We start from the raw sequence: 17,710 nt of genomic DNA, 5'->3' as shown, positions 1-17,710 counted from the left end.
TGGGGGAATTCGATGGTTCGTAAGCTCGTTTGTGCAGCCGCCGTGCTGCTCGTCGCCGGCGCCCTGCAATCCGCATCCGCACGGACTGCCGCGCCACCGGCTGCAACGCCGCCCGCCGCGACCGAGGCCAAGCCCGGCAAGATCAAGCTGACCGCGCAGAAGCTCAAGGACATGAAGGCCAAGTGGAGCGCCAACAAGTCGAAGCTCAGGGAGTGCCGCAAGGACGTGAAGGCCAAGGGCCTCGCGGGCGACGAGCGCTGGTTCTATATCGAGGAGTGCATGGGCAAAAGCTGACCCGTCAGCATCGGGGCGTTGAGGGGTTACCCGTGGTCCCGGAGCGGGAGCTCGATACGATTTCGCTATCGCAGCATGGGAAGCCTTTATTGATCTCCAGACCAATTCAGGCTTCGTTCTATCGATTGGCGCGTTGGACCAACGCAAGGTCGTGTCCGGGCAGCGATCCCAGGGCTGCTCTTGGGCTGCGCTTAACCGCTTCCGCGAGCATGATAATTTGCTTGGCATCTGGCATGCCAGGGGCTAAGACTGGAGCCGTTCTAAAAGACGAGATCGAGACGAATCGATGAGCCACGACGACGTGCACAAGGTCCGCCCGTTCGAGCATCCCGGTGAGGGACGCAAGCGAGCCAAGGCCACGCCCAAGGGGCGGCAGGTCGATCCCACCGCCGCGCACGAGATCGAGCAGCTGCTCGGCGACAGGCCGCGGCGGCGTGATCTCCTGATCGAATATCTGCACCTGATCCAGGACAGATATCATCAGATCTCGGCCGCGCATCTGGCCGCGCTCGCCGACGAGATGAAGCTCGCCTTCGCCGAGGTGTTCGAGACCGCGACGTTCTACGCGCATTTCGACGTGGTGAAGGAAGGCGAGCCGGATATCGCCCCGCTGACGATCCGCGTCTGCGATTCTATCACCTGCGCGATGCTCGGGGCCGAGAAGCTGCTCGAGGATTTGCAGAGCTCATCGGGTCCTGGTATCCGCGTCGTCCGCGCGCCCTGCGTCGGCCGCTGCGACACCGCGCCAGCCGCGGAAGTCGGCCACAACTTCGTCGATCATGCGACCGTCGCCAATGTGATGGCGGCCGCGAAGGCCGGCGACGCCCACGCGCATCTGCCCAAATATGTCGACTACGACGCCTATGTCGCTGATGGCGGCTACAAGCTGCTCAACCGTTTGCGCTCGGGCGAGTTGTCCAAGGACGATCTGCTGAAGGCGCTCGACGACGCCTCGCTGCGCGGCCTTGGCGGCGCTGGCTTCCCGACGGGACGCAAATGGCGCGCGGTGCTCGGTGAACCCGGCCCGCGGCTGATGGCGATCAACGGCGACGAGGGCGAGCCCGGCACGTTCAAGGACCGCGTCTATCTCGAAAGCGACCCGCATCGCTTCATCGAGGGCATGCTGATCGGCGCGCATGTGGTGCAGGCCTCCGATGTCTATATCTACCTGCGCGACGAATATCCGGCCTCACGCGAGATCCTGGAGCGCGAGATCGCAAAGCTTCCTCCGGGCGGCCCGACGCTGCACATGCGCCGCGGCGCCGGCGCCTACATCTGCGGCGAGGAATCCTCGCTGCTGGAGAGCATCGAGGGCAAGCGCGGCCTGCCCAGGCACAAGCCGCCTTATCCGTTCCAGGTCGGCCTGTTCGGCCTGCCGACGCTGATCAACAACATCGAGACGCTGTGGTGGGTGCGCGACATCGTCGAGAAGGGCGCCGACTGGTGGAAGGGCCATGGTCGCCACGAGCGTCACGGCCTGCGCAGCTTCTCGGTCTCGGGCCGCGTGAAAAATCCCGGCATGAAGCTCGCACCCGCGGGCATCACCGTGCGCGAGCTGATCGACGAATATTGCGGCGGCATGGCCGATGGCCATCAATTCTATGCGTACCTGCCGGGCGGCGCGTCCGGCGGCATCCTGCCGGCGTCGATGGACGACATCCCGCTCGATTTCGGCACGCTGGAAAAATACGGCTGCTTCATCGGCTCGGCCGCGATCGTGATCCTGTCGCAGAAGGACAGCGTGCGTGCGGCGGCGCTGAACCTGATGAAGTTCTTCGAGGACGAGAGCTGCGGCCAGTGCACGCCGTGCCGCGTCGGAACCCAGAAGGCGGCGCTGCTGATGCAGAAGCCGGTGTGGAACCGCGCACTTCTGGAAGAATTGAGCCAGGCGATGCGCGATGCCTCGATTTGCGGGCTTGGACAGGCGGCATCGAATCCGCTGACCACCGTGATCAAATATTTCCCTGACGAGTTCAAGGAAGCGGCCGAATGACCAAGATTACGTTTGAGCTCGACGGCAAGCAGGTCGAAGCCAATCCCGGCGAGACGATCTGGCAAGTCGCAAAACGCCAGGGCCGCGAGATCCCGCATCTGTGCTATTCACCCGCGCCCGATTATCGGCCTGACGGCAATTGCCGTGCCTGCATGGTCGAGATCGAGGGCGAGCGCGTGCTGGCCGCGTCCTGCAAGCGTACGCCGTCGGTCGGCATGAAGGTGAAGTCCGAATCCGCGCGCGCGGTGTCGGCGCAGAAGATGGTGATGGAGCTGCTGGTCGCCGACCAGCCGGCGCGCGAGACTTCGCACGATCCGGATTCGAAGTTCTGGCACTGGGCCGAGACGACAGGCGTCACCGAGAGCCGCTTCCCGGCCGCCGAGCGCTGGGCAACCGACGCCAGCCATCCGGCGATGCGCGTCAACCTCGACGCCTGCATCCAGTGCGGCCTGTGCGTGCGCGCCTGCCGCGAGGTCCAGGTCAACGACGTCATCGGCATGGCTTATCGCAACCATGGCTCGAAGATCGTGTTCGACTTCGACGATCCCATGGGCGAGTCCACCTGCGTCGCCTGCGGCGAATGCGTTCAGGCCTGCCCGACCGGCGCATTGATGCCGGCCGTGATGCTCGACGAGAAGCAGACCCGCGTGACTTACGCGGACAAGAAGGTGGATTCGCTCTGCCCGTTCTGCGGCGTCGGCTGCCAGGTGACCTACGAGGTCAAGGACGAGAAGGTGATCTATGCCGAGGGCCGCGATGGCCCTGCCAATCACAACCGCCTCTGTGTGAAGGGCCGCTTCGGCTTCGACTACATCCACCATCCGCACCGCCTGACCAAGCCGCTGGTGCGGCTGCCCAATGCGAAGAAGGATGCCAACGACCAGGTCGATCCCGCCAATCCGTTCACGCATTTCCGCGAAGCGAGCTGGGAAGAGGCGCTCGACATCGCGGCCAAGGGTCTCGTCAAGATCCGCGACACGAACGGCGTGAAGGCGCTCGCCGGCTTCGGCTCGGCCAAGGGCTCGAACGAAGAGGCCTATCTGTTCCAGAAGCTGGTGCGCACCGGTTTCGGCTCCAACAATGTCGACCACTGCACCCGGCTGTGCCACGCCTCGTCGGTGGCGGCGCTGTTCGAAGGTCTCAGCTCGGGCGCCGTGTCGGCGCCGTTTTCCGCGGCGATGGACGCCGAGGTCATCATCGTGATCGGCGCCAACCCGACCGTAAACCATCCGGTCGCCGCGACCTTCATCAAGAACGCGGTCAAGCAGAACGGCGCCAAGCTGTTCGTGATGGACCCGCGCCGGCAGACGCTGTCGCGCCATGCGACCAAGCATCTGCAGTTCAAGCCCGGCTCCGACGTCGCCATGCTGAACGCGATGATCAACACGATCATCACTGAAGGCCTGACCGACGACCAGTACATCGCCGGCTACACCGAGGGTTTTGAGGACCTCAAGGAGAAGATCAAGGAATTCACGCCGGAGAAGATGGAGGCGATCTGCGGCGTCCCGGCGCAAACGCTGCGCGAGGTTGCGCGCGCCTATGCGCGGGCAAAATCGTCGATCATCTTCTGGGGCATGGGCATCAGCCAGCACGTCCACGGCACCGACAATGCGCGCTGCCTGATCGCGCTCGCGCTGATCACCGGCCAGGTTGGCCGCCCCGGCACCGGCCTGCATCCGCTGCGCGGCCAGAACAACGTGCAGGGCGCCTCCGATGCCGGCCTGATCCCGATGTTCCTGCCGGATTACCAGCCGGTCGGCCGCGACGACTTGCGCGGGGCCTTCGAGAAGCTGTGGCAGCAGGATCTCGATCCCGTGCGCGGCCTCACGGTGGTCGAGATCATGAACGCGATCCATGCCGGCGAGATCAAGGGCATGTATATCGAGGGCGAAAACCCCGCGATGTCGGACCCCGATCTCCAGCACGCGCGCCACGCGCTCGCCATGCTCGACCATCTCGTGGTGCAGGACCTCTTCGTGACCGAGACCGCGTTCCACGCCGACGTGATCCTGCCGGCCTCGGCCTTCGCCGAGAAGGAGGGCTCTTTCACCAACACCGATCGCCGCGTGCAACTCGCGCGCCAGGTGATCAAGCCGCCGGGCGATGCGCGACAGGATCTCTGGATCATTCAGGAGATCGGCAAGCGCATGGGCCTGCCGTGGAATTATGCCGGTCCCGGCGACGTCTTCACCGAGATGGCAGAGCTGATGCCGTCGCTGAAGAACATCACCTGGGAGCGGCTGGTGCGCGAAGGCGCGGTGACCTATCCGGTCGACGGTCCGGACCAGCCCGGCAACGAGATCATCTTCACCACGGGCTTCCCGACCGCGAGCGGCCGCGGCAAGATCGTGCCGGCCAAGGTCATCCCGCCCGACGAGATCCCCGACGCCGAATATCCGATGGTGCTGTCGACCGGCCGCGTGCTGGAGCACTGGCACACCGGCTCGATGACCCGCCGCGCGCAGGTGCTGGACCAGATCGAGCCCGAGGCGGTCGCGTTCATGTCGCCGAAGGACATGCACAAGAAGAAGCTGGTGCCGGGCGATTTCATTCGCCTGGAGACTCGCCGCGGCGCCGTCGAGGTCAAGGTCCGCTCCGACCGCGACGTGCCGGAGAACATGGTGTTCATGCCGTTCTGCTACGCAGAGGCGGCGGCGAACCTGTTGACCAACCCGGCGCTCGATCCGTTCGGCAAGATCCCGGAATTCAAGTTCTGCGCGGCCAGAGCCGAACGCGCGGAGATGCGGGACGCGGCGGAGTAGGGAAGACCTCCTCCCAGCGGGGTTTGGAGGCATAGCGCCTCCAAATTCCGCTGTCGTCCTCGCGAATGCGAGGACCCATACCGCGTGATTTCTCGATTGCGGACGGTCTTAGTACCAAACGTCGAGCCTTCGCCAAACTCCTCCCTGGGGTTATGGGTCCCCGCGTGCGCGGGGACGACAGCGGATGTGTGGCGGCAATTACACCCCCACCGCTTCGCTCCTCGCAATGACGGTGGTAGATGTGACCCATGTCCAAAGCCACCCCAGCCACACGCGCGCTCACGGCGGCCGGTATTGCCTTCTCCGTCCACGCCTACGACTACGATCCTGACGCCGAGAGCATCGGCCTTCAGGCGGCCGCCGCGCTCGGTGAGAACCCCGCGCGCGTCTTGAAGACGCTGATGGCGCTGGTGGACGGCAAGCCGGTCTGCGTGATCGTGCCGTCCGACCAGGAGATCTCCATGAAGAAGCTTGCTGCCGCTGCCGGCGGCAAGTCGGCGCAGATGATGAAGCCGCCCGAGGCCGAGCGCGTCACCGGCTACAAGGTTGGCGGCATCAGCCCGTTCGGTCAGCGCAAGCCCGTGCGCACCGTGATCGAACAGAGCGCGCTCGGGCATGATCAGGTCTATCTCAACGGCGGCCAGCGCGGTTTGCAGGTGCGGCTGAGGCCGGCCGATGTGCGGGACGCGTTGAAGGCGGTCGTTGTCGACGTCGTGGCCTGAGCGTCACGCGCTTACTGCTTCTGCAACAGCTTCAGCCGGCAGCGCAGCGCCTCGCGGATGTGCGCGCGCGCAAGCTGCTCCGCTTTGTCGCCGTCGCGGGCCGCGATGGCGTCGATCATTGCCTGGTGCTCGCCGTGGCTGGACGAGGGGCGGCCGGTTACGGTGAAGGTGGTCGGGCCGAGCAGGGCGATCCAGTCCTGCAATTCCCGCGAAGCGTTGTCGAGATAGCGGTTGCGCGCCGCCCGGCAGATGGCCTCGTGGAAGCTGCGATTGAGCCTTGCCATCTCGGCCGCGTCTGCTGCGGGAGTTTCGACAAAAGCCTGCTCGATGTCGCGGAGCGCATCGACCTCGGGCGCCGAAGCGTGTTCGGCGGCGAGGCGCGCCGCGGCACCTTCCATGATCTCGCGCATGGCGTAGAGCTCGAGCACTTCCGAGATGTCGAGATTGCGCACGATCAGCCCGCGGCCGCCGGCGGGCTCGACGAAACCGCGCGCGGCGAGCCGGCCGAGCGCTTCGCGCACCGGGGTGCGGCTGACCTTGAGCCGCTGCGCGACCTCTTCCTCGCGCAGGCGGTCGCCGGCGCGGTAGCTGCCGGCCTGGAGCGCCTCGCACAGCGAGCGGAATACAGCTTCGCCAAGGGCAACGCCGCCGCCGCGCGCGATCGATCCGCCTGTCTTTGCCGGACGCCTCGCCATGTTCCCTCGAAGCAAGGCGCATCCTGCCCATGCAGAGATGACGCTTGCAGGATCTCTGTATATCTTTGTATACAAAAGTACGCAATGGTGGTGCCGGTTGACCGGGCCGCCGGCGGATAGAATGTCTCCAACTTCGTCGCATCGGACGGACGGCATGAGCAGCAAATACGACGTGCTGGTGATCGGCGGCGGCAACGCGGCGCTGTGCGCGGCGATCGCGGCGCGGCGCGGCGGTGCCTCGGTGCTGGTGCTCGAAGGCGCGCCGAAATTCTATCGCGGCGGCAATACCCGCCACACCCGCAACATGCGCTGCGCTCATGATGCGGCCACCGAAATCCTGACCGGCCCCTATACCGAAGAGGAATTCTGGGAAGACCTGCTGCGTGTCACTGGCGGGCAAACGGATGAAGTGCTCGCGCGCCACATGATCCGAGAGTCCAAGGATATCCTGAACTGGATCGTGGAGCAGGGCGTGCGCTGGCAACCCTCGCTCGGCGGCACGCTGAGCCTCGGCCGTACCAATTCGTTCTTCCTCGGCGGCGGCCGCGCGATGCTGAATGCGCTCTATCTCACTGCCGAGCGGCTCGGTGTCGACGTCGAATACGATGCCGAGGTCACCGACCTCGTGATCGAGGATGGCATGTTCCTGGCTGCACGCCTCAAGCGGCCGATCAGGGGCGAGACCGAGATCCGGGCGACCTCGCTGGTCGCCGCGGCCGGCGGGTTCGAGGCCAACATCGAATGGCTGAAGCAATATTGGGGCGAGGCTGCCGACAATTTTCTGATCCGCGGCACGCCCTATAATCGCGGCTCGATCCTGAAGATGCTGCTCGACAAGGGCGTGCAGGAGGTCGGCGACCCCACCCAGTGTCATGCGGTCGCGATCGACGCCCGCGCGCCGAAATTCGACGGCGGCATCATCACCCGCCACGACTCCGTCGTGTTCGGCATCGTCGTGAACAAGCACGCGCAGCGCTTCTACGACGAGGGCGAGGATATCTGGCCGAAGCGCTACGCCATCTGGGGCCGGCTGGTCGCGGCGCAGCCCGACCAGATCGCCTACATCATCTTCGACTCCACCGTGGTCACCAGCTTCATGCCGACGCTGTTTCCGCCGATCACCGGACAGACGGTGGCCGAACTCGCCGGCAAGCTGGAGCTCGACCCGGCGGCGCTGGAAAAGACCATCGCCGAATTCAACGCGGCGGTGCGGTCCGGGACTTTCGACCACACGATCTTGGATGACTGTGTGACCGAGGGCATCACGCCGCCCAAGACGCACTGGGCGCGCAAGATCGAGACGCCGCCTTATCTCGCTTATCCGGTGCGGCCCGGCATCACCTTCACCTATCTCGGCACCCGCGTGACCAAGGAGGCGCGGATGTTGATGGCTGACGGCAAGCCGTCCGCTAACATGTTCGCGGCCGGCGAGATCATGGCCGGTAACGTGCTCGGCAAGGGCTATGCCGCCGGCATGGGCATGACCATCGGCAGCGTGTTCGGGCGGATCGCGGGACGGGAAGCGGCACGGCATGCCAAGAACTAGACGAAGAAAAGAAACGGGAGGAACCATGTCGCGCATTGCCATTGCTTCGATCACGGCGCTGCTGACCGTCGGGCACGCCTACGCCGCCGAGCCGATCACCCTGCGCGACATGGGTTCGTTCCACGTCGGCGGGCGTCTCGTCGAAATCTCCGGCAAGCCGGTGAAAGAGGTCGTGTTCACGCCCGGCGGCGTGCCGGCCAAGGTCGATCCCAACGGCACGTATCAGGTCGAGCAGATGTACGTGCAGTATTTCCTGCCCGCGAACGAGAAGGGTGCCTATCCGCCGTTGATGTGGCATGGCGGCGGACTGACCGGCGTCACCTACGAGACCACGCCCGACGGACGCGAAGGCTGGCTGAACTATTTCCTGCGCAAGGGGTGGGCGGTCTATAATTCCGACGCGGTGGAGCGCGGGCGCGCTGGCTGGGCGCAATACCCCGACATATTCAAGAGCGAGCCGGTCTTCCTCACCACCGCCAATCCGTTCGAACGTTTCCGCATCGGCGAAGGGCCAAACTCCTACGATGCCGATCCCGCCAAGCGAAAGCTGTTACCGGGCAACCAGTTTCCCGTCGAGGGCTACGAGAATTTCGTCAAGCAGAACGTGCCGCGCTGGACCACGACGGATGATGCGATCGTCGCTGCCTATATCGCCGAGATCGATCGCGTCGGCCCGTCCGTGATCTTGTTCCACAGCCAGGCCGGCAGCTTCGGCTTCAAGGTCGCACAAGCTCGGCCTGACAAGGTCAAGGCGCTGATCGCGATCGAGCCGGCCGGCATTGGCGATCCCGCCAAGGCGGATGTGCTGGAGAACATCCCGACGCTCATCATCTATGGCGATTATATCGAGCGCGATTCACGCTGGCCCAAGATCCGCGCCAACGGCATCGCCTTTGCCGACGCCATCAAGGCTGCCGGCGGTAGCGTCGACATCGTCGATCTCCCGCAGGCGGGCATCAAGGGCAATTCGCATATGGTGATGATGGACAAGAACAACCTCGAGGTCGCGGGCCTGATTCAGAAATGGCTCGAGACAAAGGGCCTAACGAAGTAAAGCCATGCACGGAACCAGAATCCTGGACGAGGCCGACCGTCTGATGACGGTCTGCAATTCCTGCCGCTATTGCGAGGGGCTGTGCGCGGTATTTCCCGCCATGGAAATGCGCCGCGCCTTCTCCGACGGCGACCTCAACTATCTCGCCAATCTCTGCCATTCCTGCGGCGCCTGCTACGTCGATTGCCAGTTCTCGCCGCCGCATGAGTTCAACGTCAACGTTCCCAGAACGCTCGCGATCGCGCGGGCCGGGTCCTATGCCGCCTATGCCTGGCCGGGCGCGCTGTCCGGCGCTTTCGCCCGCAACGGTCTGGTCATCAGCATCGTCGCTGCGCTCAGCATGGCGGCCTTCATCCTCGGCTTCGCCGCCCTGAACGACGGCAGCGTGCTTTTCGGCGTGCACAGCGGTCCCGGCGCGTTCTACAGACTGATGCCGCACAACACGATGGCAGCGCTGTTCAGCGTCGCGTTCCTCTATGCGATCCTCGCGCTCGTGATGAGCGTGCGCGCTTTCTGGCGCGACATCGGTGGACCGATCCGCGGCCGCGCCGATGGGGGCTCGATCTTCCAGGCGATCCGCGATGCGGGCGAGCTGCGCTATCTCCATGGCGGCGGTGTCGGCTGCTACAACGAGGACGACAAGCCGACCGACCGGCGCAAGCTGTATCACCACCTGACCTTCTACGGCTTCCTGCTGTGCTTTGCGGCGACGTCGGTGGCCACGCTGTATCACTATCTGCTCGGCCGCGAGGCGCCGTATCCATGGTGGGACCTGCCCGTGGTGCTGGGCGCGCTCGGCGGCATCGGTCTGATCATCGGCCCGGTCGGTCTGTTCACGGCCAGGATGCGACGCGATCCGGCGCTGCTCGACGAGAACCGCTACGGCATGGATGTCGGCTTCATCGCCATGCTGTTCCTGACCGGCCTCACCGGCATGCTGCTGCTCATCTTGCGCGAAACGGCCGCCATGGGGCCGCTGCTCGCGTTGCACCTCGGCGCCGTGTTCGCACTGTTCGTCACCATGCCCTATGGCAAGTTCGTGCACGGCATCTACCGCTTCGCGGCGCTGGTGCGTTACGCGCAGGAGCGTCGCGGCGAAGCCGGCTCTTGAGGGGCGTGCAGGGCTGACGTATCTCTTGGCCGTTCGCGCGCTGCGCGAATCGCTTGGGGAGCCCGTGCTCATGTACATGTTCCTGCCTTTTCTGCTGGCGCTCGCAGGCTGCGCCAGCGTCTGGCGCTCGCGCGCGGGGCTGAGCTATGCGCTCTGGAGTGCAATGATCCTCGTCACCGTCGCATGGTTCTTCCACCACGCGACCGACCCGCTGAAATTCTCGTTCTGATGGTGTCGAGATGAATCCTGTAGAGACGAGCGAGCAACAGCCGGTCGGCGCGATCCTGAACATGCTTGGGTTGCTCGGGATCTCGCTGATCTTGACCGTCGCATTCTTCTATCAGCTTGCGCTCGGTGAGCTACCCTGTCCGCTGTGCTTGCTGCAGCGGGCCGGGTTCATCGCGATTGGCATGGGATTCCTGTTCAACATGCGCCTGGGTGAACGTCCATCCCACTACGCGATGATCCTCCTGGCCAGCCTCGTCACCGGCTTCATCTCGATGCGGCAGGTGTCGCTGCATCTGGCGCCTGGCGATCCTGGATACGGCTCGGCGCTGTTGGGCTTGCATTTCTACACCTGGGCGCTGATCGCGGCCGTCGGCGTCATATGCTATGTCGCGCTCGTCTTCGTCTTGAAGGATGTGACCGGCAAGCGAGACGGGAATGCGCCCCCGAGCGGACCGGCGTCGAACGCGGTCTTCGCGATCTTTGCGTTGCTGGTTGCCGCAAATCTCCTGTCCACCGTGCTCGAATGTGGAGCGGGACAGTGCGATGACAACCCGGTTCGGTATCTCTTGCTCAGGTGAGCGGCGCGGTGCGGAAACGCCCATCGCGCAGGAAGGCGATGGTCTGCTCGATTGCGGCGGCGTGACGCGGAAGCCCGGTATGAGACGCCTTCGCGACGACATGGTCGGTCATGCCAGCCAGCATCGCGCTCTGCACCGACACCCGCCCGTCATTCGGTTTCGGCAGAACAAGGAGGCCGGCGACGGGATCGATGAAGCGGTTTCCGGCGATCACGCCAACGGGGTAGTCCACGGTGGGCAGGGCGCGGATCGCAGTCGTAAGTTCAAGTCCAGCCGGGCCGTAGAACGTGCGGTAGAGGCGGGATCCGCTGAGGAGATCGGCGACCTCGCTGCCGCTGTTCGGCGTGCCCAGCATCACGACGCGGCCAAGCCGGGCCGGCCGGTGTTTTGCGATATAGGCGCGCGCGACGAGGCCGCCCATCGAATGCGCGACGAAATGCAGCGGCGCGTCGCGTTCGGCGAAGCCGGAGATCGCGGGGTGAATGTCGTCTGCAAGGGCCGCGATCGCCTTCTTGCGGCTGGGATAGTCGATGTTGAGCGTCGCAAAGCCGCTCGCCTGGAGTGCCCGTTCCAGCTTCCTCAGGGATGCCGAGGTTCGCGCGATGCCGTGAAGCAGAACCACTCCCGGGCATCGCGCGTCGCCTGATTGAGGCGCCTCGCGCATCTGTCTTACGCCACCTCGCGCTCCGGCGCGGACGCCTGCTCGCGGGCCATCGTCGTTGCGGTGACGTAGTCGGTCTTGCCGGTGCCGAGCAGCGGCACCTTGTCGACCACCATGATCGCCGCGGGAACGGTCAGCTCGGACGCGCCGATCGTCTTGGCCTGGCCCTGCATTGCGCTGCGCTCGGCGTTCTTCTCCGTCGTCAGCAGCACGATGCGCTCGCCCTTGCGGGGGTCGGGGATTGAGACGGCGACCGATGCGGCTTGCGGCCACAACGTCGCGGCGATGCTCTCGACTGCCGACAGCGACACCATTTCGCCGGCAATCTTGGCAAAGCGCTTGGCGCGTCCCTTGATGGTGATGAAGCCGGCCGCGTCGATCGCGACGATGTCGCCGGTGTCGTGCCAGCCTTCGGGAAGTACTTCGAGCACGCCGGGATTCTCGGCCCGCAAGTAACCGAGCATCACGTTCGGCCCGCGCACCGAGAGGCGTCCACCTTCCTCGATGCCGGGGACCGGATCGAGGCGGCTTTCCATCAGCGGCGAGAGGCGGCCGACGGTACCGGGGCGGTTGGCCATCGGCGTGTTCATCGCCAGCACCGGCGCCGTCTCGGTGACGCCGTAGCCTTCGAGGATGCGGATGCCATAGCGCTCCATGAACACCTGCCGCGTCCGGTCCTTGACCGCCTCGGCGCCGGCGATCACGAGGCGCAGGGTGCGGAAGTCGTAGGCATGCGCCGAGCGGGCATAGCCGGTGAGGAACGTATCGGTGCCGAACAGGATGGTGGCGCCGGTCTGGTAGATCAGCTCGGGCACGATCCGGTAGTGCAGCGGCGAGGGGTACATGTAGATCGGAATGCCCGCGAGCATCGGCATCATCATCCCGCCGGTCAGCCCGAACGAGTGGAACACCGGCAGCACGTTGAACACCTTGTCATTGGCGTTGGCATCGACCCGCGCCAGCGCCTGCGCCGCGTTGGCGAGGATGTTGCGGTGGGACAGCACCACACCCTTGGGCGTGCCTTCCGAACCCGACGTGAACAGTACGACGGCGGGGTCGCTGGCCTGGCGGGCGACGCGCGGCGCGGTGCCTGCGAGCAAGCCCTTGATCTTGTCGGCCACACCGATCGAGGCGCGGACGTCCTCGAGATAGACCACGCGCGCCTCTGCGGAGATCGCAGCCATCAGCTTGTCGAGCTTGCCCTTCTCGATGAAGGCCTTCGATGTCAGCACGGTCTTGACCTCTGCGGCCTTCATGGCGGCGAGGACGTTGACCGGGCCGGCCGAGAAGTTGAGCATCGCCGGGACCCGGCCGATGTTCTGCAGCGCCATGAAGACGACGGCGACGCCCGCCGAATTCGGCAGCAACACGCCGACATTCTCGCCCACGGCGGTACCGGTCTCCAGCTTCCGGCTCAAGACCTGAGCGCCAAGGATCAGCTTGCGATAGGTCAGCTTGGTGCCGAGCGCGTCCTCGATGATGACCTTGCCGGTGTCGCGATCGCGATAGGCGTGTCCGAGCGCCTCGAACAGCGAGTGATCGAGCATGGCGTTCTTGACGAGAGCATCGATCATCACGTCCTGAAGCGCGGCGCCGGCGGCATTGCGGCGTGCCTTGCCCTTCAGCGCCGGGTCGACCGGAAGCTTGACGGGCGGCAGGATAGTGACCGTCACCCGCGGAAACCACGAGCGCTTGATCTGGCTGGAGTTGAGGTAGCTGAGATGCGAGCGCTGCGCACCTTCGATGCGAACGGGCACGACCACCGCATCGGCCTTGTCCGCGATCATCGCGGTGCCGTCATAGACCTTCATCAGCGAGCCCGAGACAGTGATACGTCCTTCCGGAAAGATCACCACCGGCTCGCCGGCGGCGACCAGCTTGATCAGGTCGCGCGCAGCCAGCGGCTTGCTCGGATCCATGGTGTAGTGCTTGACGACGCGCAGGAACGGCTTGGCCCACCAGGCCTTGGCGATGCCGGTATCCACCGCGAAGCTCGCGTCGATCGGCAGCACGGCGTGGAGCAGCGGGCCATCGATCAGGCTGACATGGTTGGGCGCGATCAGCATGCGCGTGCCGGCAGGCGGCAGGTTCTCGAGGCCGCGAACCTCAGTGCGGAACAGTGCGCGGAACAGCAGCCCGCCGAAATCGCGCACGCCTTCCTTGCCCCATTTCGTCAGCACGAACCACACCGCGCCGAAGCTCGCGACGCCGAGCCCGAAGAAGATCCAGCCGATGTGGAGGCCGGCCGCCTGCAGCAGCGCGACGAACAGCGAGCCGACCACCATGAAGGCGGCCTGCAGTACGTTGCCGGCGGCGATGATGCGGGCGCGCTCGGATGGTGCCGACCAGGCCTGGACCGCGGCGAAGGAGGGAACGACGAACAGGCCGCCGCCGAATGCGAAGGCGACGAAGTCGACGAGCATACGCAGGCCTGCGAACGAGGTCGCGAAACCGGCCGCGGTGATGTCCTGGCCCTTGGCGGTCACGCCGATGGCCCAGGCGAGATCGAGGCCGGCAAACCCCATGATGATGGCGCCGATCGGCACCAGCGCGAGATTCGGGCGAACGTGGCTGAGGCTCGCGGCAAACAGCGAGCCGATGGCGATGCCGATCGCGAAGATCGCAAGGCACAGCGTCACCACGCCCTCGGTGCCGCCAACGACATCCTTGACCAGCGCCGGCAGCAGCGACAGCACGATCGCGCCGACCAGCCAGAACCAGGAGACGATCACCGTGCCGTCCCACAGCCGATGGTCGGCATGCAGGGTCTTGAGAAGGCCCACCGTCGAGGTCCAGGGATTGGCATCGACGGGCAGGTCAGGCGCAGAGGGCGTCGTCTGCGGAATGCGTGAGGCGAAGGCCCATGACAACAAGGCCAGCACGACCACGGCGGATGCGACCCAGCCCATATGCGCGGATCCCGCCACGAACTGGCCGCCGGCGACGGTGCCGAGCAGGATCGCCATGAAGGTCGCGCCTTCGACGAGCGCGTTGCCGGTCGCGAGCTCGCCGAGCTCGAGCTGATCCGGCAGCATGGAATATTTCACGGGTCCGAACAGCGCGGCGATGATGCCGAACAGGGCGAGCGCCGCGAACAGCAGCGGCACCGAGTGCAGAAAGAAGCCGGCGGCGGCAAAGGCCGCGGCGAAGATCTCGGCGAATTTGAGCCGCCTTGCGACGACGGATTTGACGTATTTGTCGGCGAGCTGGCCGCCGAGCCCGGACAGGATGAAATAGGGGAAGATGAAGACGGCGCCTGCCACCGTCACCAGCGCATCGCCGTGGCCGGTTGCGGCACTGTAAAGCAGGATGATGACGAGCGCGTTCTTGAGCACGTTGTCATTGAGCGCCGAGAAGAATTGCGCCCAGAACAGTGGGGCAAAGCGGCGTGACGACATCAATTCCCTGATCATGACTAGTCCTGTTTTGGAAAGGCAGAATGAGGTTCGTTACGTTGTCTTTGAAGCGTCACGACCGGAAGGGGAGGGGACGAACGATTGCGGGCACTGATCGCCGCCTGCCTTATCCCCTCGATCCCTCTGATCCTGTTGGTCTCCAGGCGGTGTCGTTAGGTTCGCAAAATATCTGGGCGCCCTCACGGGGTATGCGCCGAGCGATGAGGAAAAGCTGAACCGCGTCACTGAAGTCTGGCGAGATCGGCCGCGAACATCGGGACATGGTAAGTCCTTCCTTGCAACCAGTTCTTGCATTCGAGCCGACCCGCGTGTGCAGGTCGCGTGCGCCTCAGGTGAGATGGGCGAGGTGACGAAAGGGCGAGAGGCGGCGGAGCAGGCTGAATCGGCGGCCCTCTTGACGGGCGCGCGTGCGGCTGGCCCGCCACATCCGGAAGGTCGCGCGGCGTTCGGCAAGCACGCCGGCAATGTCGCAGGCATTTGCGATGCGATCGATCGGCGTCATGGCGAACCGCAGCAGGGCGCGGCCAAGGCCAGTCACCAGGGCGGTGGCGTCGTCGACGAAGGTGGCGGCGATATCAACAGCGAGGGTTTGCATTTTGGTCGTCTCCAGGTTAGTTTGAACAATGTTCACATGAGTAGCTCGAAAATGAACAATGTTCAAGAAGAATCGCTGCGGGATCAGAAAAAAAATCGGCGACGGCTCCAGATCCTGGAGATTGCCCGGGGGATTATCGCAACTAAAGGATTGAGATCGTTGAAGGTTCGGGACGTTGCAGAGGCCGCCGGCTGCTCTGTCGGCAGCGTCTACAACGAGTTCGGCGACTTCGACGGGGTCATCCTGACCGTCAATCGGGAGACCGTTCAGGCCCTCACGGCCCGGCTTCGCGGGGTTCCGGCCGATGACCCCGTGCGCCAGCTCTACGGGCTCGCCGAGACCTATCTGGAATTCTTCGCGGAGCACGCCAATCTGCTGCGCTCGCTGTTCGAGCATCGGATGGAGGACGACCGTCCTTATCCCGACGACATCCTGCAGATGGTGATGGACGCTTTTGCGCTGATGCATCCGCCCCTGGTGCGGCTGCTACCGGATGCGGATGACGTGAAGATCGCGCTGTTGTCGCGCACCTTGTTTTCTGCCGTGCATGGCATCATCTCGCTCGGTCTCGAGGAGCGCATGGTGGCCGTGCCGCCGCAGATGCTGCGTCAGCAGGTCGAACAATTCATCGATGCGCATCTGGTGGGTCTCGGGATCGTGTCGCCGCGGTGACGACGGAGAGCGTCAGGCGCGCGCGACCTCGCGCGGTCGGGCTGCAACGACGATGACATCAGGTCTTCCGCCGTCGACCTGAACGCGGTTGCGTCCCTTTTCCTTGGCGCGATAGCAGGCGGCGTCCGCGCGCCGCATCGCGCCTTCGAGCGTGGTGCTGGCGTCGGCGATGCAGGTGACGCCGATGCTGGCGGTCACCGCAAAGTAGCGATCGTCCCAGGCGAAGCTGAACAGCTCAAGCGATCGCCGCAGCCGTTCGGCGATGTCGACCGCGTTCGCAGGCGAGCACTGCGGCAGGATCAGGCCGAATTCGTCGCCGCCCAGCCGGGCCACCAGGTCACGCGGATGCCGATCCTGTTGCAGGAGGCGGGAGACCTGGCAAAGCAGGCTGTCGCCGGCAAGGTGCCCGCAGCTGTCGTTGACGTTCTTGAATTGGTCGAGGTCGAGCAGGATCAGGCCCAGCGATCCCGCCGCGGCAACGTCCAGCTCGCTTTGCAGGCGCGCCTCGAAGGCGCGGCGGTTGGACAGGCCGGTCAGCCAGTCGTGCGATGCCTGCCACGCCAGGCGTTCCTTCTCGGCATGCAGGGCGTCTTCGAAGGCCTGCCGCTGCAGTACCAATCGCCTGGTGTGCCAGATCAGGAGCAGGATCAGCGTCACGGCGGTGACGATGTTGAGGCCGGTCAGCGTCAGCTTGATGGCGCGGGAGCCTTCGCCAAGCACGGTGGAGAACCGGTTGGCATGCACCGTGAACTGGGTGTTGAGCTCGGAGAGCCGCGACGACAGGAATTGCAGCCGGCTTGCGTCTCGAACAGGACCGTTCTCCAACTCGGACCGGATGACTTCGCCGAAGACGCTTAGTTCGAGCAGCATGGGGTCGGTGGCGGCCCACTCGCGGATCGCTTCCTGAAGGAAGCTGACGCGATTAAAGTAGCGAAACAGCCAGATCAATCCCGCGACGTCATCGGGATGGTTGCCGCCTTGCAGGAAGCCGATGCGGGCGGCCTCGACGTCGATCGGATCGCGCTCGAGCGCCCAACGCGCGAACTCGTCACCGATGGGAACGGCAAGCGAGGCTTGGTATTGCGTGAACTGGCTGGCATCGCCCGAATGCAAATAGAGATTGAGGAAATAGACGGCGTTCTTCTGCGAGCGCGACCACATCGCTTCGCCCGCGACATAGGCGCGGACCGACGACATCACCTCGAGACTGAATCCCGCGATCGCCGCCTGGAGCACGACGACCATCACGAAAGGCGAGACGAGCTTGATGACATGAAGGAAGCTGTGTCCCTTCGTCGACGTCGCTGTTCTGCGAAACACCCTGCGTTCCCCAAATCGCGCAATGACCCCCAGCGGAGCGCTGCGCCTGCAACGCGAAGT

At 64.9% G+C, this 17,710-nt stretch carries 14 protein-coding genes; 10 read left to right on the top strand and 4 right to left on the bottom strand.

The window, feature by feature from the left end; translation table 11 throughout:
* Positions 1–12: 12 nt before the first annotated feature.
* From CIT37_RS31930 to ybaK, 4 genes are all read left to right on the top strand, one after another.
* The gene (locus tag CIT37_RS31930) at positions 13–294 is read left to right on the top strand and encodes a hypothetical protein (RefSeq protein WP_028142276.1); all 282 of its coding nucleotides are present in this window, start codon (positions 13–15) and stop codon (positions 292–294) included.
* A 286-nt stretch (positions 295–580) separates the two neighbouring features.
* Positions 581–2,287 (top strand): NADH-ubiquinone oxidoreductase-F iron-sulfur binding region domain-containing protein, encoded by a 1,707-nt coding sequence (locus tag CIT37_RS31925; RefSeq protein ID WP_095424395.1) that lies wholly within the window; start codon positions 581–583, stop codon positions 2,285–2,287.
* Positions 2,284–5,052, top strand: coding sequence for a formate dehydrogenase subunit alpha (gene fdhF / locus CIT37_RS31920; protein WP_028142278.1), 2,769 nt, complete (start codon positions 2,284–2,286; stop codon positions 5,050–5,052). The genes CIT37_RS31925 and fdhF overlap by 4 nt, the downstream gene beginning before the upstream one ends.
* Before the next feature lie 248 nt (positions 5,053–5,300).
* Complete coding sequence (gene ybaK / locus CIT37_RS31915; RefSeq protein WP_028142279.1) at positions 5,301–5,774, top strand: Cys-tRNA(Pro) deacylase; 474 nt, start codon at positions 5,301–5,303, stop codon at positions 5,772–5,774.
* Between the two features lie 11 nt (positions 5,775–5,785).
* Here the strand turns inward: ybaK and CIT37_RS31910 are convergent, their stop codons facing one another.
* Positions 5,786–6,469, bottom strand: coding sequence for a GntR family transcriptional regulator (locus CIT37_RS31910; protein ID WP_028142280.1), 684 nt, complete (start codon positions 6,467–6,469; stop codon positions 5,786–5,788).
* 154 nt (positions 6,470–6,623) lie between these two features.
* Here CIT37_RS31910 and tcuA point away from each other — a divergent pair, with 154 nt between their 5' ends.
* From tcuA to CIT37_RS31885, 5 genes are all read left to right on the top strand, one after another.
* Positions 6,624–8,015 (top strand): FAD-dependent tricarballylate dehydrogenase TcuA, encoded by a 1,392-nt coding sequence (tcuA, locus tag CIT37_RS31905; protein WP_095424394.1) that lies wholly within the window; start codon positions 6,624–6,626, stop codon positions 8,013–8,015.
* 25 nt (positions 8,016–8,040) lie between these two features.
* Positions 8,041–9,069, top strand: a complete 1,029-nt coding sequence (locus CIT37_RS31900) for an alpha/beta hydrolase (protein WP_095424393.1) — start codon at positions 8,041–8,043, stop codon at positions 9,067–9,069.
* 4 nt (positions 9,070–9,073) lie between these two features.
* The gene (tcuB, locus tag CIT37_RS31895) at positions 9,074–10,180 is read left to right on the top strand and encodes a tricarballylate utilization 4Fe-4S protein TcuB (protein ID WP_095424392.1); all 1,107 of its coding nucleotides are present in this window, start codon (positions 9,074–9,076) and stop codon (positions 10,178–10,180) included.
* A gap of 70 nt (positions 10,181–10,250) precedes the next feature.
* The gene (locus CIT37_RS31890; protein WP_167456550.1) at positions 10,251–10,409 is read left to right on the top strand and encodes a DUF5993 family protein; all 159 of its coding nucleotides are present in this window, start codon (positions 10,251–10,253) and stop codon (positions 10,407–10,409) included.
* A 10-nt stretch (positions 10,410–10,419) separates the two neighbouring features.
* A complete protein-coding gene (locus tag CIT37_RS31885) occupies positions 10,420–10,986 on the top strand; it encodes a disulfide bond formation protein B (protein WP_038949562.1) in 567 nt (188 codons plus the stop codon).
* Here the strand turns inward: CIT37_RS31885 and CIT37_RS31880 are convergent.
* Both CIT37_RS31880 and CIT37_RS31875 read right to left on the bottom strand, forming a co-directional pair.
* A complete protein-coding gene (locus CIT37_RS31880) occupies positions 10,979–11,650 on the bottom strand; it encodes an alpha/beta fold hydrolase (protein ID WP_038949563.1) in 672 nt (223 codons plus the stop codon). The two genes, CIT37_RS31885 and CIT37_RS31880, sit on opposite strands and share 8 nt — an antisense overlap.
* 5 nt (positions 11,651–11,655) lie before the next feature.
* Entirely contained in the window at positions 11,656–15,060 is a 3,405-nt protein-coding gene (locus CIT37_RS31875) for an acyl-[ACP]--phospholipid O-acyltransferase (RefSeq protein ID WP_095424390.1), read from the bottom strand.
* 649 nt (positions 15,061–15,709) lie between these two features.
* Between CIT37_RS31875 and CIT37_RS31865 the strand changes: the two genes are divergently transcribed.
* Positions 15,710–16,330, top strand: coding sequence for a TetR/AcrR family transcriptional regulator (locus CIT37_RS31865; protein WP_161966511.1), 621 nt, complete (start codon positions 15,710–15,712; stop codon positions 16,328–16,330).
* A 12-nt stretch (positions 16,331–16,342) separates the two neighbouring features.
* Here CIT37_RS31865 and CIT37_RS31860 read toward each other — a convergent pair whose 3' ends face one another.
* Positions 16,343–17,650: a GGDEF domain-containing protein gene (locus tag CIT37_RS31860; protein WP_095424388.1), complete on the bottom strand. Its 1,308-nt coding sequence runs from the start codon at positions 17,648–17,650 to the stop codon at positions 16,343–16,345.
* Positions 17,651–17,710 lie beyond the last annotated feature (60 nt).

It is taken from the genome of Bradyrhizobium ottawaense (assembly GCF_002278135.3).
GTDB classification, from domain to species: domain Bacteria; phylum Pseudomonadota; class Alphaproteobacteria; order Rhizobiales; family Xanthobacteraceae; genus Bradyrhizobium; species Bradyrhizobium ottawaense.
The sequence above is the reverse complement of the archived record's forward strand: the minus strand, read 5'-3'. Positions and strand labels throughout refer to the sequence as shown.

Coding starts and splice junctions, on each gene's coding strand:
- fdhF (WP_028142278.1), top strand. CDS start 2,284: ATGACCAAGATTACGTTTGAGCTCGACGGCAAGCAGGTCGAAGCCAAT.
- CIT37_RS31875 (WP_095424390.1), bottom strand. CDS start 15,060: ATGATCAGGGAATTGATGTCGTCACGCCGCTTTGCCCCACTGTTCTGG.
- CIT37_RS31865 (WP_161966511.1), top strand. CDS start 15,710: ATGAACAATGTTCAAGAAGAATCGCTGCGGGATCAGAAAAAAAATCGG.
- tcuA (WP_095424394.1), top strand. CDS start 6,624: ATGAGCAGCAAATACGACGTGCTGGTGATCGGCGGCGGCAACGCGGCG.
- CIT37_RS31930 (WP_028142276.1), top strand. CDS start 13: ATGGTTCGTAAGCTCGTTTGTGCAGCCGCCGTGCTGCTCGTCGCCGGC.
- CIT37_RS31885 (WP_038949562.1), top strand. CDS start 10,420: ATGAATCCTGTAGAGACGAGCGAGCAACAGCCGGTCGGCGCGATCCTG.
- CIT37_RS31890 (WP_167456550.1), top strand. CDS start 10,251: ATGTACATGTTCCTGCCTTTTCTGCTGGCGCTCGCAGGCTGCGCCAGC.
- CIT37_RS31925 (WP_095424395.1), top strand. CDS start 581: ATGAGCCACGACGACGTGCACAAGGTCCGCCCGTTCGAGCATCCCGGT.
- CIT37_RS31880 (WP_038949563.1), bottom strand. CDS start 11,650: ATGCGCGAGGCGCCTCAATCAGGCGACGCGCGATGCCCGGGAGTGGTT.
- CIT37_RS31910 (WP_028142280.1), bottom strand. CDS start 6,469: ATGGCGAGGCGTCCGGCAAAGACAGGCGGATCGATCGCGCGCGGCGGC.
- ybaK (WP_028142279.1), top strand. CDS start 5,301: ATGTCCAAAGCCACCCCAGCCACACGCGCGCTCACGGCGGCCGGTATT.
- CIT37_RS31900 (WP_095424393.1), top strand. CDS start 8,041: ATGTCGCGCATTGCCATTGCTTCGATCACGGCGCTGCTGACCGTCGGG.
- tcuB (WP_095424392.1), top strand. CDS start 9,074: ATGCACGGAACCAGAATCCTGGACGAGGCCGACCGTCTGATGACGGTC.